10 protein-coding genes are annotated in these 12,304 nt (G+C 65.2%); 3 read left to right on the plus strand and 7 right to left on the minus strand.

Features of this window, described 5'->3' with window-relative positions; translation table 11 throughout:
• Positions 1-95: 95 nt before the first annotated feature.
• Together HMPREF3014_RS08225 and HMPREF3014_RS08230 are read right to left on the minus strand one after the other, a co-directional pair.
• Positions 96-2,819, minus strand: coding sequence for a winged helix-turn-helix domain-containing protein (locus HMPREF3014_RS08225; protein ID WP_003087788.1), 2,724 nt, complete (start codon positions 2,817-2,819; stop codon positions 96-98).
• Between the two features lie 2 nt (positions 2,820-2,821).
• Entirely contained in the window at positions 2,822-5,527 is a 2,706-nt protein-coding gene (locus tag HMPREF3014_RS08230; RefSeq protein ID WP_017148928.1) for a winged helix-turn-helix domain-containing protein, read from the minus strand.
• A gap of 164 nt (positions 5,528-5,691) precedes the next feature.
• Between HMPREF3014_RS08230 and pabB the strand changes: the two genes are divergently transcribed.
• Entirely contained in the window at positions 5,692-7,053 is a 1,362-nt protein-coding gene (gene pabB / locus HMPREF3014_RS08235; RefSeq protein WP_023087582.1) for an aminodeoxychorismate synthase component I, read from the plus strand.
• A 42-nt stretch (positions 7,054-7,095) separates the two neighbouring features.
• On the opposite strand, the gene thrH is transcribed toward pabB, so the two are convergent.
• Positions 7,096-7,713 (minus strand): bifunctional phosphoserine phosphatase/homoserine phosphotransferase ThrH, encoded by a 618-nt coding sequence (thrH, locus tag HMPREF3014_RS08240; protein ID WP_003120316.1) that lies wholly within the window; start codon positions 7,711-7,713, stop codon positions 7,096-7,098.
• Positions 7,714-7,847: 134 nt separating this feature from the next.
• On the opposite strand from thrH, the gene HMPREF3014_RS08245 reads away from it, so the two are divergent.
• Both HMPREF3014_RS08245 and HMPREF3014_RS08250 read left to right on the plus strand, forming a co-directional pair.
• Positions 7,848-8,651, plus strand: a complete 804-nt coding sequence (locus HMPREF3014_RS08245) for a phosphoadenylyl-sulfate reductase (protein ID WP_003120317.1) — start codon at positions 7,848-7,850, stop codon at positions 8,649-8,651.
• 64 nt (positions 8,652-8,715) lie between these two features.
• Positions 8,716-9,063, plus strand: coding sequence for a hypothetical protein (locus tag HMPREF3014_RS08250; RefSeq protein WP_003098081.1), 348 nt, complete (start codon positions 8,716-8,718; stop codon positions 9,061-9,063).
• A gap of 56 nt (positions 9,064-9,119) precedes the next feature.
• Here the strand turns inward: HMPREF3014_RS08250 and cysB are convergent, their stop codons facing one another.
• The 4 genes from cysB to HMPREF3014_RS08270 all read right to left on the minus strand — a co-directional run bounded on the left by cysB (position 9,120) and on the right by HMPREF3014_RS08270 (position 12,210).
• Complete coding sequence (gene cysB / locus HMPREF3014_RS08255; RefSeq protein WP_003087775.1) at positions 9,120-10,094, minus strand: HTH-type transcriptional regulator CysB; 975 nt, start codon at positions 10,092-10,094, stop codon at positions 9,120-9,122.
• Positions 10,095-10,225: 131 nt separating this feature from the next.
• Entirely contained in the window at positions 10,226-10,723 is a 498-nt protein-coding gene (locus tag HMPREF3014_RS08260) for a universal stress protein (RefSeq protein WP_003087770.1), read from the minus strand.
• Positions 10,724-10,885: 162 nt separating this feature from the next.
• On the minus strand, positions 10,886-11,833 hold the full coding sequence (locus HMPREF3014_RS08265; protein ID WP_003117707.1) for a putative 2-dehydropantoate 2-reductase: 948 nt from the start codon (positions 11,831-11,833) through the stop codon (positions 10,886-10,888).
• The gene (locus HMPREF3014_RS08270; protein ID WP_003120319.1) at positions 11,833-12,210 is read right to left on the minus strand and encodes a thioredoxin family protein; all 378 of its coding nucleotides are present in this window, start codon (positions 12,208-12,210) and stop codon (positions 11,833-11,835) included. The genes HMPREF3014_RS08265 and HMPREF3014_RS08270 overlap by 1 nt, the downstream gene beginning before the upstream one ends.
• Positions 12,211-12,304: the final 94 nt, after the last annotated feature.

Genomic DNA, 12,304 nt, shown 5'->3' on the forward strand with positions numbered 1-12,304 from the left:
TAGAGCCTCATGCTCTCTCGTCCTGGATTCCAAGCTACTGGGCCACCCCTTCCGCCGCCAGCCCATCCAAGGGATGGAGCGATGGCGGCTGCCGCTCACGCCTCGCTCAGCAGTCCCAGGCTTTTACCCTTTAGTACGGCTTGCGTTCTGCTCTTCACACCCAGCTTGGCGAACAGGTTGTGCAGGTGCCACTTGATGGTGGCTTCCGACAGGTGCACCGCCTGCGCGATATCGCGGTTCGACAAGCCCGCCGCCACCAGCCGCAGGATTTCCCGTTCGCGATGGCTAACATCCTGATTTTCATCGAAACTTTCCGGGTCCACGGAGAGCTTCCGGCACTGCTCGCGGAGCAGGTCGGCCAGCCCCTGCCAGGCCGCGGCACGCTTGGGTTCCGCTTCCCTCCAGCTTTCCCACATCGGCAACAGCCACAACGCGTCGTCCTGGAACAGCCGGCGGTAGCCGAGATTCCAGGCTTCCTCGAGCGTGGCGAGGAACAGGCCGATGGCTTTTTCGCTGTTACCTTTCTGCCAATACGCCACAGAAAGTAACAAGGACAAACGCAGCCGCCGATCCCTCTGGTAAGCGGAAGAGTAGCCGGCCAGACAGCTTTCCAGCTTGCTCTGCGCGCGTTCCGCGTGACGCTCGGACAATGCCAGCCGAGCCTCCGCCAGGACCAGGGCGGTCTGTGCGTCGGCATGCCGCTCGCCGGAGAGCCCGGCAAGATGCCGCTCCAGTTGCAGGCAGACCCGTTCGGCTTCGTTCGGACGGCGCAGCCACAGCAGGAACTGCACCTTGCAGCTCATGGCGTGAGCATAGACACGCTCGTAGCCGGGCGAGAGCAGACCGCTCAGCCATTCGTCGAGTTGCGCCAGCCCCTGCTCGGCGGCGCCGGAGAAGAAGCGCGCCTTGGCCATGACCAACTGGCCGCGACTGAGCAGTTCCACCGGCGTCGCGACATCCCGCCAGACCGTCGCCAGCGGTAGTTCGGCGAGCACGCCGGCATGCCGGTCCTGCTCGTAGAGCAGGTCGGCATAGGCCAGCGACAAGGGTCCGCCGACCCGGCTGCGCCGGCCGAATACCTGCTCGACCCGGTTGCGCGCCGACTCGGCGATCGCCCTGCCCCGCTCCAGGTCGCCACTCTCCTTGCAGATCAGGGATTCGATCAGGCTGGTCACCACCTGCAGGTACTCGCTGTCGGCGACTTTCAGGTCCTCCCGCGCGGAACCGATGGCGCCGGCGGCCTCGGCGTAGTCGCCGAGCAGCGCATGCGCCGAAGCCTGCACGCAGAGCAGGCTGGCGCGGAACACCGGCTGGTTGCTCGGGACCATGGACAGCCAGTGACGGGCGACCTTCAGGCAGGCTTCGAGCTTGTCCTGGTAGAGCAACACCAGGGCCTTGAGCACCTGGGCGGCGGCGAGCAACTCGCCGAGCCCGAAGTGCATGACCTTGCCGCGCCCCTGCAAGAGGCGGTGGCTGACCTCCTCGATCAACGCCTCGGCCTCGGCGAAGCGTTGCTCGAACGCCAGTTGCCAGGCGTAGAAGATCTGGAACACCGGATGCTCGCGGATCACCTCGGCGGGAATGCCGTTGAGCATGCCGAGGATGCCGTACACCCGGTTACCGGCGATCAGGCGCGCGCCCTGGCGCTCCAGCAACTCGGCGGCGAACAGGTAGTCGCGGGCGCGAAGGGCGTACTTGATCGCCCGGTCGGCCAGGTCGCGCCCCTCGCACCAGCGCGCCGCCGCATGCAACAACGGGGTCGGATCGGCATGCCGGGACAGCCGCCCCTGGAGGAACTCGGCGAACAGATGGTGGTAGCGGAACCATTCGCGCTGGTCGTCCAGGGCGATGACGAACAACTGCTCGTTCTGCAGGCGCATGAGCATGTCCAGGCCGTCGCGACGCCCGGTCAGCGCATTGCACAGTTCCGCATTGAACTCATCGAGCACCGAGGTCTGGTCGAGGAACAGCTGCAGGTCGGCGGGCAGGCTGGCCAGCACGTCTTCCGCCAGGTAGTCGGCGATGTTCCGTTCGGTCCCGGAGAGCCCGCGGAGGAAACCTTCCCGGTCGGTATTGCGACTGAGGGCCAGGGCCGCCAGGTGCAACGCCGTGATCCAGCCTTCGGTGCGCTTGAACAGCAGCTTCAGCTCGCGCTCGCCCAGCTCCAGCCCCTTGAGGTCGAGGAGAAACGCATCGCTCTCCTCGCGCGAAAGTCGTAGGTCTTCCGCGCTCAGGCAGAAGGTCCAGGGCTTGAGGGTCGGCTCGTCGACCAGGAAGCGCGGGCGGAAGCGGGTCGAGGCCACCACCCGCACGTGATCGGGCAGGTTCTCGATCAGGTAGCGAACCCCATGCGGCAAGGCGGCGTGGCGGATGCGGTGGAAATCGTCGAGGAACAGGTACAAGGGGCCTTCCAGGCGACGCAAGTCGGCGAGGAAGGCATCCAGGATACCCTCCAGCGGCACCGCGACGTCGGTGCCGAGCAGATTGGCGGTATTGCCGCCGAATGCCGGGACCACTCGCTGGATGCTCGCCAGCAGGTACTGGATCAGACGCTGCGGTTCGCTGTCGGTCTCGTCGCAGGACAACCATGCCACCGCCGCGCCCTGCTCCAGCAGGCGCAGGCGCAACTGGCAGAGGATGGTGCTCTTGCCGAAGCCGGCCGGCGCGCTGAGCACCATCGCGCGTCGCCCGCGGGCCTCGTACAGGCGGTCGATCAGCGCCTGGCGGGGCAGCAGCGGCAGCCCTCCGGCGCCTGGCGGGAACAGCTTGGTCTGCAACAGCGGAATGGTGCTGGCGGGAACACCGTCGCGATGGCCCATGGTCAGAGCAGGCTCAGCTCGCGGGCTCGCCGGATCGCCTGGGTGCGATTGCGCACCTTGAGCTTTTCGTAGATGTTGTGCAGATGCCATTTGACGGTCCCCAGGGCCAGCGACAGGCGCTGGCCGATTTCTTCGTTGGATAGGCCCTGTGCGGCCAGGCAGACCACTTCGCGCTCGCGCTCCGTCAGGCCTTCCTCGAGCGCATCCTGGGGCTTGCGCACGCCCTGCCCGGGCCAGATGCCGAGCAGGCCGCGAATGAAGGTCTGTAGCGCCGGCTGGCGCTCGGTGGATTCGAGTTGCTGGAGCAACTGGCGAATGCCGTCGCCTTCCTCGATGAAGAGGCTGCGCACCCCTTCCCGTTCGGCATTGATCAGGCATTCGCCGAGCAGGCTGTTGGCCCGTTCCTGGTAGCCCAGGCGCTGATAGCTGAGCGCCGCCAGGATATCCAGGCGCAGGCGCTGCAGGCCGTGCCAGCCGGGCTGCAAGGTGCCGCGCAACTGAGTGATCTCGTGCAGCGCCTCGCTGAAATGTCCTCGCCCCTGCAACAGGCGCACGCGGCTCACACCCAGCGACCAGTTGACCGGGTTGAAGGCCATGTTGCGGTAGTGTGCCGCCATCTTGTTCCAGTCCACGCTCTTCAACCGCTGCTCGGCGCGCTTCAGGCGGTCGGGGCCGCTGTCCTGGAGGATCAGGTTGATCTCTTCGGCCATGGCCTGGGCGAAGAAGCGCCACGACTGATTGCGCGAGGCCAGGGCCTGCATCGCCGCCAGGCTGGCCAGCGCCTCCTTCGGCCGTCCCAGCAGGCGCTGGGTGCGCGCCAGGCAGATCTGTCCCTGGGCATAGAAATCGATCGGATTGATCACATCCACATGCCCGAGCGCCCAGCCCAGGCGCTCTTCCAGCCCGTCCAGCTCGATCCTGTAGTAGGCGGTCAGGGCCTCGGTGATGGTCGGCAGCGCCAGCGCGCTCCTGGACTTCTCGAACAGCGGCCGGGCGCGCTGGCGGAGCCGCTCGATGAGCAGTTGCGCCTGTTTCACCTGGCCCTGCTCGAGTGCGAGGATCACCTCGACGTTGGCCAGTTGCATGTCCAGGTAGCGCCCTTCGAGGAAATGATTGCGCTGCTGCGCCAGCCCCAGCAGGCGCCGCGCCTGGTCGCCCTGGCCACGGACCACCTGGGCCAGCGCGGCGGTGATCAACACCGCCACTTCGAGGAAGGCAGCGTTCTGCCCGAGCTGGACCTCAACCCGGCGAGCCAGGGCGATGCACAGTTCCAGATCGTCCTTCTGCAACGCCACCACCGCCTTCACCGCCAGCGCGGAGAGGTACTGGTCGCCCATCGGCCCGTCGCCGCGGCTCTCCCCCCAGCGCGCCAGCAGTTCGTCGATGATCCGATTGGCCTCGCCCAGGCTGAGGTCGCTGGCCCGCGACCAGACATCGGTAAGGACCAGGATCGGATAGCGCTCGGCGATTTCGTCCGGCACATGCTTGCGCCAACGGTAGATCAGGCTGAGCTGGCCGCGGTTGATCAATTCCAGTCCGCATCCGTCGACCAGCGCGGCGATCATCTCCGGGTCTTCCGCCGCACAGGCATGCTCGATGGCGAACGTCGGCATGTGGTGGTTGGTGAACCACAGGCTGGCGTTGAAATGCAGTTGCTTGAAACGGTCCGGATCGGAGTCGCGCAGGCGGTTGCGGAGGAAATCGGCGAACAGCAGGTGGAAGCGATACCACTGGCGTTCGCGATCCAGCGGCAGGAGGAACAATTGCATGGACTCCAGGCGCTCCAGCAGCGCCTGGCCGTCCTGGCGCCCGGTCAGGGCGTTGGCCAGGTCGCCGCTCAATTGGCTGGCAACGCCAAGGGCCAGCAGCGCTTCCTGCAGGTCGCCAGGCAAGCGTTCGAAGACCGCCGCCAGCAGATAGGCGCTGACCGCCTGCTTGTCGCCGTCGAGCAGGGCCATTTCCTGCGCCTGCGGTTGCTGGCGCAGCCACAGGCTGACGAGATGCACGCCCACCACCCAGCCTTCGGTCTGGCCATAGAGCGCCTTCAGGCAGGGCTCGTCCAGATAGAGACCGCTGCGCTCGAGGTATTCGCGGGTTTCCTCGAAGCCGAGGCGCAGCTCCTCGAGGCCGATTTCCAGCAACAGCCCCTTGGCCCGCCAGGTAGCCAGGCTCAGCGCCGGCTGCGAACGCGTGCCCAGGGCCAGGACCAGCCCGGGCGGCGCGTACTGCACCAGGCGGTTGAGGCCGGTGAAGATGTCCGGGTTGCTAACCAGGTGCAGGTCGTCGAGCACCAGCAGCAACGGCCGCGCATAGCGATCGAGATCGCCGAGCAGGCTTTCGATCACCGCCACCACCGGGACCCGCATGGTGTTCTGCAGGTAGGTCTGGGCGTCGTCGCCAAGCTGCGGCACGGCTTCGCCCAGCGCCTCGATCAGCTGCCGGCAGAAACGGGCGGGGTCGTCGTCTTCTTCGGCAAGCGAGAGCCAGGCCACCGCCTGGTCTGCTACAGTGCGCTCCCTGGCCAGGGCGGCGAGCGCGCAGGTCTTGCCGAAGCCGGCAGGTGCGGAAAACATCAGAACGCGTGAATGGGGATTGCGATCCAGCAGGTTGCGGATCGCGGGGCGAAGAGAATATTCGGCTGGCACCTGAGGCGGCACTATTCTGGAGCGCGAAAGGCTGCCGGCTGCTGGATTCTGTACTGCATCCACGGCCTGTATCCCTGTGTCATTATCATTGTGGTACGGAGCCAAATCTCCGTGGGATATTTCCATAATTAGCAGATCACCCTTCTTACGTAAACTGAAGAAATGGCTCTAGGATCGACGATTCCGGCGAACTAGAATTCCTGACTGTCCCACTACCCCCACTTTCCATGCCCAGTTGTCATGTTCACCCCCTGCCCTACCATAGCGACCCAAGCTGTCTCTTTGCCATCATCCATGAGGCGCCCGGTGCGGTGATGCTCGATTCGGGTCGCCCCATCGCTACCCGTGGACGCTATGACCTTATGAGCGCCTGGCCATTGGCAGAACTGGCGCCGCTGCCCGACGAATCGGCCAACCGCTTCTTCGCCCGCCTACGCGAAGCGGCCGGAAGCCTGGGCCCCGCGCAGCTGCCAGCGCCGTACGAACTGCCCTTCGCCGGCGGTCTGCTGGGCTATTTATCCTACGACCTGGGTCGGCGCATCGAGCGCATCGGCGAACACGCCCGCGATGACCTGGGCCTGCCGCTGGCCTCCGTCGGCCTGTATGCCTGGGCGCTGATCAGCGACCACCAGGCCGGCACCAGCCAACTGGTATTCCACCCGCGATTGGACGAGCGCGAACGCCAGCGCCTGATCGCCCTGTTCAGCGAGGAAACGCAAGGCGCGGCCGGCAACTTCAAGCTTCTGGGAAAATTCCGACGGAGCATCAGCGCATCCGACTATCGGCAGGCGATCCGCCGCATCCAGGACTACATCCAGGCAGGCGACTGCTACCAGGTGAACTATAGCCAGCGCTTCCAGGCCGCTTGCAGCGGCTCGCCGTGGCCGGCCTATCGCGCCCTGCGCGAGGCCTGCCCGACGCCGTTCTCCGGCTACCTGCGACTGGCCGACGGCGCGATCCTCAGCCTGTCGCCGGAGCGCTTCCTCAAGCTCGGCAAGGGCAAGGTGGAAACCCGGCCGATCAAGGGCACCCGCCCGCGCGGCAAGACGCCCGTGGAGGACATGGCGCTGGCGGCGTCGCTGCTGGCCAGCCCCAAGGACCGCGCGGAAAACCTGATGATCGTCGACCTGCTGCGCAACGACATCGGACGCAGTTGCCAACCTGGCAGCGTACGGGTACCGGAGCTGTTCGCCCTGGAAAGCTATCCCAACGTGCATCACCTGGTGAGCAGCGTCACCGGCGAACTGGCGCCGGGCAAGGACGCCCTCGACCTGCTGGAAGGCAGCTTCCCCGGCGGCTCGATCACCGGCGCGCCGAAGATTCGCGCCATGCAGATCATCGACGAGCTGGAACCGAGCCGACGCGGCATCTACTGCGGCAGCCTGTTCTACCTCGACGTGCGCGGCGAGATGGACAGCTCGATCGCCATCCGCACCCTGCTGGTCAGGAACGGCCAGGTCAGTTGCTGGGGCGGCGGCGGCATCGTCGCCGACTCGCACTGGGAGGACGAGTACCAGGAAACCCTGGACAAGGTCCGGGTGCTGCTGGAAACCCTGGAAGGGATGGCCGGGACAGCGTCCCCGGAATAGAAAAGAGCCCGCGTTCCGCGGGCTCTTTCATCGGCGGCGCGGCTACAGACTCAGCGAACGGCTGGAAGCCTTGAGGAACTCGCGCTTGAGGTCTTCGTAGGTATGCACCGCGGGGAACTGGGGAAACTCGCGGATCACGTTTTCCGGGGCATGGAACAGGATGCCGGCGTGGGCCTCGGAAAGCATGGTGGTGTCGTTGTAGGAGTCGCCTGCGGCGATCACCCGGTAGTAGAGGCTCTTGAAGGCGATCACCGACTGCCGCTTGGGATCCTTCTGGCGCAATTGATAGCCGACCACCCGGTCGCTGCCGTCGATCTCCAGCTTGTGGCACAACAGGGTCGGGAAGCCCAGCTGGCGCATCAGCGGCTGGGAGAACTCGTAGAAGGTGTCGGAGAGGATCACCACCTGGAAGCGCTCGCGCAGCCAGTCGACGAATTCCACCGCCCCCTCCAGCGGCTTCAGGGTGGCGATCACCTCCTGGATGTCGCCCAGCTTCAGGCCATGTTCGTCGAGGATGCGCAGGCGCTGCTTCATCAGCACGTCGTAGTCCGGAATGTCCCGGGTGGTCGCCTTCAAGGCGTCGATACCGGTTTTTTCCGCGAACGCGATCCAGATTTCCGGAACCAGCACGCCTTCCAGGTCAAGACAGGCAATTTCCACAGGACTCTCCTCGAAATTCTCTGAACGATGGGGTGACAACGGACGCGGCACTCTAGCCCCTCGCCGAGGGCAAGGCAACGCCGGCTTATTCCTGGAATCAAGGTCGACAGGGGTAAATGGTTATTTAGGGCCATATGCCGCCCTTTGCTACCATTCCCGCCACAGAGCGCAACAGCGCCGCCCAGCACCAGGACCCCAGCCCGATGAGCCAGCCTTTCGACCTTCCCGCCCTCGCTTCCAGCCTTGCCGACAAATCCCCCCAGGACATCCTGAAAGCCGCCTTCGAGCACTTCGGCGACGAGCTGTGGATCTCCTTCAGCGGCGCCGAGGACGTCGTCCTGGTAGACATGGCCTGGAAGCTCAACCGCAACGTGAAGGTGTTCAGCCTCGACACCGGTCGCCTGCACCCGGAAACCTATCGTTTCATCGACCAGGTCCGCGAACACTACGGCATCGCCATCGACGTGCTTTCCCCCGACCCGCGCCTGCTCGAACCCCTGGTGAAGGAAAAGGGCCTGTTCAGCTTCTACCGGGACGGCCACGGTGAGTGCTGCGGCATCCGCAAGATCGAACCGCTCAAGCGCAAGCTCGCCGGCGTGCGCGCCTGGGCCACCGGCCAACGCCGCGACCAGAGCCCCGGCACGCGCAGCCAGGTGGCGGTGCTGGAAATCGACGGTGCCTTTTCCACGCCGGAAAAGCCGCTGTACAAATTCAACCCGCTGTCGTCCATGACCAGCGAGGAGGTCTGGGGCTATATCCGCATGCTCGAACTGCCCTACAACAGCCTGCACGAACGCGGCTATATCAGCATCGGCTGCGAACCCTGTACCCGTCCGGTGCTGCCCAACCAGCACGAGCGCGAGGGCCGCTGGTGGTGGGAGGAAGCCACCCACAAGGAGTGCGGGCTGCACGCCGGCAACCTGATCAGCAAGGCCTGAAACCGTCGATAGAGCGTATGCAATCGGGGTAAAGTGCAGGTCGAACCCCGAGCGGAGACCCAGCATGCGCATCACCATGGTCAAGAAAGTCCTCGCCAACGGCGAGGACTGCCGCAAGTGCAAGGAAGTCCGGCAACGCCTGGAACAAGGCGGCTACCTGCCGCGCATCCATCGCACCCTGGTGGCCGACGAACGCGACCCGAACAGCGCAGGCTGGATGGTCGCCGCCCAATATGGCGTAGAGACCGCGCCGTTCTTCGTGGTTCGCCACGACGACGGGCGCGAACAGGTCTACACCGTGTTCATGAGCTTCCTCCATGAAGTCCTCGAACCGCGAGCCGAGCAGTCCGCGGACGCTGATCGCGAAGCGCTGGCCAGGCTGGCCGGTCGCGACAATCTCGACATGCTCTGAGGGCCAGCCATGAAAAAGCCCGGCACCAGGCCGGGCTTTTTCATGGGCCGAGGCGATCAGTAGACCGGCAGTTCGATGCCGTCGAACAACTCGTCCAGCTCGGCCTTGTTGTGGCATTGCACGGCCTTGGCCAGCAGCTCGCGGGTCAGGTGCGGAGCGAATTTCTCGATGAAGTCGCACATGAAGCCGCGCAGGAAGGTGCCGCGGCGGAAGCCGATCTTGGTCACGCTGGACTCGAACAGGTGGCTGGCGTCGAGGATCACCAGGTCGTTGTCGAGCTTCGGATCGACCGCCATGTGCGCCACGATGCCGACCCCCAGGCCCAACCGCACGTAGGTCTTGATCACGTCGGCATCGGCCGCGGTGAATACCACCTTGGGCACCAGGCCGCGCTGGCTGAAGGCTTCGTCGAGCTTGGAGCGGCCGGTGAAGCCGAACACGTAGGTGACGATCGGCTGCTCGGCCAGGGCTTCCAGGGTCAGTTTCGGCAGCTTGGTCAGCGGATGCCCGTGGGGCACGATGACGCAGCGATTCCAGCGGTAGCAGGGCATCATGATCAGGTCGCCGAACAACTCCAGCGCCTCGGTGGCGATGGCGAAGTCGACGGTGCCGTCGGCGGCCATTTCGGCGATCTGCATCGGCGTGCCCTGGTGCATGTGCAGGGAGACGTCCGGGTACTGCTTGATGAAGCCGCTGATCACGTTGGGCAGCGCATAGCGCGCCTGGGTGTGGGTAGTGGCGATGGACAGCGTGCCCTTCTTCTCGTTGGAGAATTCCTGGGCGATCTGCTTGATGCTCTCGACCTTGCGCAGGATCTCGCCGGCGGTATGGATGATCCGCTCCCCCGCCGGCGTCACACGGGTCAGGTGCTTGCCGCTGCGAGCGAACACCTCGACGCCCAGTTCGTCCTCCAGCAGGCGGATCTGCTTGCTGATGCCCGGCTGCGAAGTATAGAGGCTCTGCGCCGTGGCGGAGACGTTGAGGTCGTGGTGCGCAACCTCCCAGATATAGCGCAATTGCTGAAGCTTCATGGAGATTCCTCGAAAAGGTTGTCGCGACCGGCGATCAAGAACCGAAGGTATATAACCATATTAATGGTTTGAGGAATAAAATTAGACGTTTTTTTTGATTTTGCACGCTTTTTCACCAGCCGACCGCTGGCCTACAGGTCGCGACTACGGTGCTGCAACATCGGCACCAGGTACACCGGTACCTCCGCCAGTTGCACCAGACGCGCGGCAGTCCGGCCCAGCGGCGTGTCGAGTTGAGTGCCGTGGCTATGGCTGCCGGCGACGATCAGGTCCACGGCCAGCTTTTCCGCCTCATCGAGGATCATCTGCGGCGGGTCGCCCTGCACCACCCGCACGCTCTTGACCAGCGCCGCATCCTGGGGCAACTCGCCGAGTTCATCGCGAAACCCTTCCAGGACCCGCTTCTCGATGCTTTCCATGACGTTGTCCAGCCCTTGCGCCCGCAGGTCCTGGAGACGCTCGGTGTCAAGGTAGGTCTGCAGGACCGACTCGGCGAACAGCCCGAGGGGCTCCACCACATGGACGACATAGAGCTCGGCGTTGTAGGCGCGGGTCAGCGACAGGGCGTGTTGCAGGACATAGGGAGCATAGAGCCCCAGATCGGTGGCGTAGAGAATCGAACGAATCATGCGGCCTCCTCGACAGCCTGCGCGGCGGGCCTCATTAGCAGATTAGCAGCAAGCATCCATTCTCCTAGCGTTCCCTGCTGTTTCGGGCTTTTTCCGGCCCGTTGGGGTAAATCCCTTTTCTCCCTGCGAGCGCGGCGCCGGCTGGTCGCCGCGCTCGGCCCTTCAGCGCGGTTGTGCTTCGAGGAAGCGCAACGCCTGGTACAGCGCCTCGACCCTGGGCATCCGGTAGCCCGCAGCAGCAGCGCGGGCCAGGGGCGCGGCATAGATCGCCGCCAGCTCCAGTGGCCGCCCATGGGCGAAGTCGTGGTACATGCTCGGCCGATAGTCGGGCATCCGCTCGGTCGCCGCCAGCAGTTGGTCCGCATAGCCCTCAGGCAGGATGAAGCCGCAGGCGCCGGCAGCACCGATGACTTCCTCCATGATCGCCTCGATCAGCGACCGACTGTCCGCGTTGGCCATCAGCGGCGCGGTGCTGCTCTTCAGCAATACCGACAGCCCGTTGTAGGGGATGTTCCAGACCAGCTTCTGCCAGCGCGCCTGCTCCAGGTCGGGCATCGCCGTGGACTCCAGCCCGGACTCGCGGAACAGCGCGGCACCCTCCTCGACGATCTCGCGCCGGCGTCGCTCGTCGGCCGGTCCGGAATGATAGCCGAGATTCACTCCGCCGTAGGCCTGGTGCTCGATCACGCCCGGTTCGCCGCGATGCACACAGATGAAGCAGAGGCCGCCCAGCAGATGCAGGCTTTCCGGCAGCAGCGGCCGCAGCCGCTCCTCCACGCCCAGACCGTTCTGCAGCAGCAGAACCTTGGCTCCCGGCGCCGCCGCTGCGCGGATCAGGGGTGCCAGTTCGTGATTGCCGGTGGTCTTGGCGCCCACCAGCAACCAGTCGCAGGGCGGCATGTCCTGCGCCGAATGGTAGGCCTGGACCGGCGCCAGGCGCCGGAAGCCATGCACCGCACTATTCAGGCTGAGTCCGGCGCGATTGACCGCCTCGAACTCGCTGCGCAGGAGAAAATGCACGTCGTGACCGGCATGCGCCAGCATCAATCCATAGAAGCCGCCGATGGCTCCCGTACCGATGACGCCGATCCGTTGCTGCTTTGAATCCATCAGGGCAACTCCTCAGGTAAAGCGGTCGACCCCGCCAGCACCGCACCCCGCAAGGCTTCCTGGTGCAGCGGAACGTTCAGTGCGCCATGGAAGCGGCCGTCGCGGACCATGAACAGGGCCGGCAGGTGAAAGACGCCGTAGCGTTCCACCAGGCCGCCATTGCGGCCGGCGTCCACCCAGCACAGGCGCTCGATGGGCAGGTCCATCGCGGGGAGATGGCGCCGGGCCCAGCGGCACGACGCGCAGCCTTCGCTGGTGAATACCAACAGCGAAACCCCTTCCAGGGCAAGCAACTGCCGGTCGGCGTCCAGATCGGTGAGTTCCAGGGACGGCACGCTGCTGACCTCGATAGAAAGGAAGAAATGGGGCCCGACCATCATCCGTAGGCTTCGGCTCCTGCGATAGCGCTGGCGCCCTCCTCGGCCAGCGGATACGCGCAAGGCGCGCCCCTCCGCAGCACCTGCACAATAT

Source organism: Pseudomonas sp. HMSC065H01 (assembly GCF_001815235.1).
In the GTDB taxonomy this organism is placed as follows: Bacteria; Pseudomonadota; Gammaproteobacteria; order Pseudomonadales; family Pseudomonadaceae; genus Pseudomonas; species Pseudomonas aeruginosa.

Coding starts and splice junctions, on each gene's coding strand:
- HMPREF3014_RS08260 (WP_003087770.1), bottom strand. CDS start 10,723: ATGATTCGTTCGATTCTCTACGCCACCGATCTGGGGCTCTATGCTCCC.
- HMPREF3014_RS08270 (WP_003120319.1), bottom strand. CDS start 12,210: ATGGTCGGGCCCCATTTCTTCCTTTCTATCGAGGTCAGCAGCGTGCCG.
- cysB (WP_003087775.1), bottom strand. CDS start 10,094: ATGAAGCTTCAGCAATTGCGCTATATCTGGGAGGTTGCGCACCACGAC.
- HMPREF3014_RS08250 (WP_003098081.1), top strand. CDS start 8,716: ATGCGCATCACCATGGTCAAGAAAGTCCTCGCCAACGGCGAGGACTGC.
- HMPREF3014_RS08265 (WP_003117707.1), bottom strand. CDS start 11,833: ATGGATTCAAAGCAGCAACGGATCGGCGTCATCGGTACGGGAGCCATC.
- pabB (WP_023087582.1), top strand. CDS start 5,692: ATGCCCAGTTGTCATGTTCACCCCCTGCCCTACCATAGCGACCCAAGC.
- HMPREF3014_RS08245 (WP_003120317.1), top strand. CDS start 7,848: ATGCCGCCCTTTGCTACCATTCCCGCCACAGAGCGCAACAGCGCCGCC.
- HMPREF3014_RS08225 (WP_003087788.1), bottom strand. CDS start 2,819: ATGGGCCATCGCGACGGTGTTCCCGCCAGCACCATTCCGCTGTTGCAG.